Genomic DNA, 2,379 nt, shown 5'->3' with positions numbered 1-2,379 from the left:
GCCAGCATGTAGGCCGTAGCGAGCCATAGCGAGTTACGGCAATTTGCGACCGCCGTAACTCGCTATGGCTCGCTACGGCCTACTTTCAAGGGGCGTGACAAGCTGACAACGACACATTTTCATCACCCCAGCTTGCTGGCAGCCTTCGCAGCTCCGCAGCTTTTGCGTTTCACCCGAAAACCAAGCTGACGGGGAATACGATTCGTCCATCGCCCGGCATCGCCCGGCATCCTCCGGCGAAAATAAAGTTCATCTTGAGCGAAAACTGGCATTTCTATAAAGTTCGCCAATCGTGCAAGGCTGCACGTCTCGATTTCCGGTTCAAAGGAGTGACCCGCGATGCCACTGCAACTCGCCCGATTCAAATCTTGGCCCCATTTCTTGACTCGGTATCTTCCGATTCGAGGCTTTCGTCATCACCTAGTTCTTGCTGCGATCATCGCTTCGCTTGCGATGACATCTGGCAAAGCATCTTCGCAAGAACGCGACGCCAAGCCCACCGTGGTGGCAGTCGTCAACGCGGATCCGATCACTCGCAAGACGCTGGCCGATGCCGCGACCGAGCGATACGGCAGCGACGTGCTGGACAACATGGTCAATCGGCACCTGATCATGCAGGCTTGCCAATCCAGCGGCATTGAAGTCACAAAACAGCAAGTTACCGCGGAGATCCAGCGTTTGGCCAGCAAGTTCGGTCTGTCGATGGACAGCTACTTAAAACTGCTGCAAGAAGAACGCGACATTACTCCCAATCAATACAGCCGCGAAATCATTTGGCCGATGTTGGCACTGCGTCGTTTGGTGGCCGATCAGGTCGAAGTGACTGACGCCGAATTTAACAAAGCTTACCTGTCGCAGTTTGGCGAAGCCGTCAAATGCCGTTTGATCATGACCGCCAGCCACGGCAAGGCGACCAAAGTGCTCGCTCAAGCGAAAGCCAACCCAGGCAGCTTCGCAAGTTTAGCAAAACAGTTCAGTGAAGATGAAGCCAGCATGAGTGTCGGTGGATTGATTCCACCGATTCGTCGCTACACCGGCGATTCGCGTTTGGAGGAAGCTGCTTTTGCGTTGCAAGACAATCAGGTCTCTGAAATTTTGCAACTTGGCGATCAGTGGATCATCCTGCAGGCGGTCCGCCGCATCCCCGAGGCTCATCCAAGCCCGCAGGCGATGCCCGCAATCAAGGAACAAATCAACGATCGAATTCGTGATGAAAAAATGCGAAGCGCCGCTTCGGAATTGTTTGCCAAGTTGCAACAAGACGCCAAGGTTGTGAAGGTCATTGGCAACGCTGAACTTAGTCAGCAGTATCCCGGTGTCGCGGCGCTGATCAATGGTCAGTCGCTGCCGATTTCGCAGGTTTCCGAAGAGTGCTTGAAACGACACGGCGAGGATGTTTTGGAAGGCGAGATCAATCGCAAGCTACTGACGCAGGCTTTGCGAGCAGCGAAGAAGCAAGTCACTGACGATGACATTCGCAGCGAGGTTTTGCGGGCGGCATCAAATTACGGATTCGTTACCGCCGACGGTTCGCCTGACCCGATCAAGTGGATGGAATCGGTGACCGCCAACAGCAACGTGACCGAAACGGTTTACATCGCGGATTCAGTGTGGCCAAGCGTCGCGCTGATGAAGTTGGTCGAGGAAGAAGTTGCTCTGAATCAAGACGACATGCGCGAGGGCTATGAATCTGCTTATGGACCACGAGTCGAAGTTCTGGCGATTGTGTTGAGCGACCAGCGGAGCGCTCAGAAGATCTGGGAAATGGCTCGAGACAATCCGACCGACAAATTCTTTGGCGATCTGGCTCAACAATACAGCGTTGAACCGGTCTCATCGAGCAACATGGGCAAGGTTCCACCGATTCGTAAACACAGCGGCCAGCCAGCGGTTGAAAAGGAAGCCTTTTCGCTCAAGCCGGGTGAGCTGTCCGGCATCATCGCGACGGGCGGCAAGTACATCGTGCTTCGTTGCCAGGGATTCACCGAACCGGTCGTCAGCGATCCGGCTGCGGTTCAGGAAGAGTTGGTTCGTGACCTGACCGCCAAGAAGACAAGCATGGCGATGATGGACAAGATGGAATCGATTCGTGATTCTGCTGAAATTGACAATTTCCTGGTGGCTCAGAAAAAAGCTCCACGCGTCGCTGCAAAACCCTGATCCACGGGCACCCAGCAATCTAAATCGACAATCCGGCCAGCCCCCGGATGGCTGCCCCGAACACGCATGCCCCAAACACACAGGGCAATGCCCAACGCCGTGAAGGGTTTCTGAACTGTTTAACCGCGTGGGCATCGCCCCGCGCGTAGTGCTGGCCCGAACGCGCGGGGCGATGCCCACGCGGCTAAACGAACTAACACGTTTTTTCCGGGACCAAAT

At 55.0% G+C, this 2,379-nt stretch carries 1 protein-coding gene; it reads left to right on the top strand.

The genetic code is table 11. The features are described 5' to 3' along the window. The first annotated feature begins 339 nt into the window (after window positions 1–339). Entirely contained in the window at window positions 340–2,160 is a 1,821-nt protein-coding gene (locus RC85_RS25400) for a peptidylprolyl isomerase (protein ID WP_068267702.1), read from the top strand. Window positions 2,161–2,379 lie beyond the last annotated feature (219 nt).

This window comes from Rubripirellula obstinata (genome assembly GCF_001642955.1).
Lineage (GTDB): Bacteria > Planctomycetota > Planctomycetia > Pirellulales > Pirellulaceae > Rubripirellula > Rubripirellula obstinata.
Note: the sequence above shows the minus strand (reverse complement) of the source record. Positions and strands in the feature narration are given on the sequence as shown.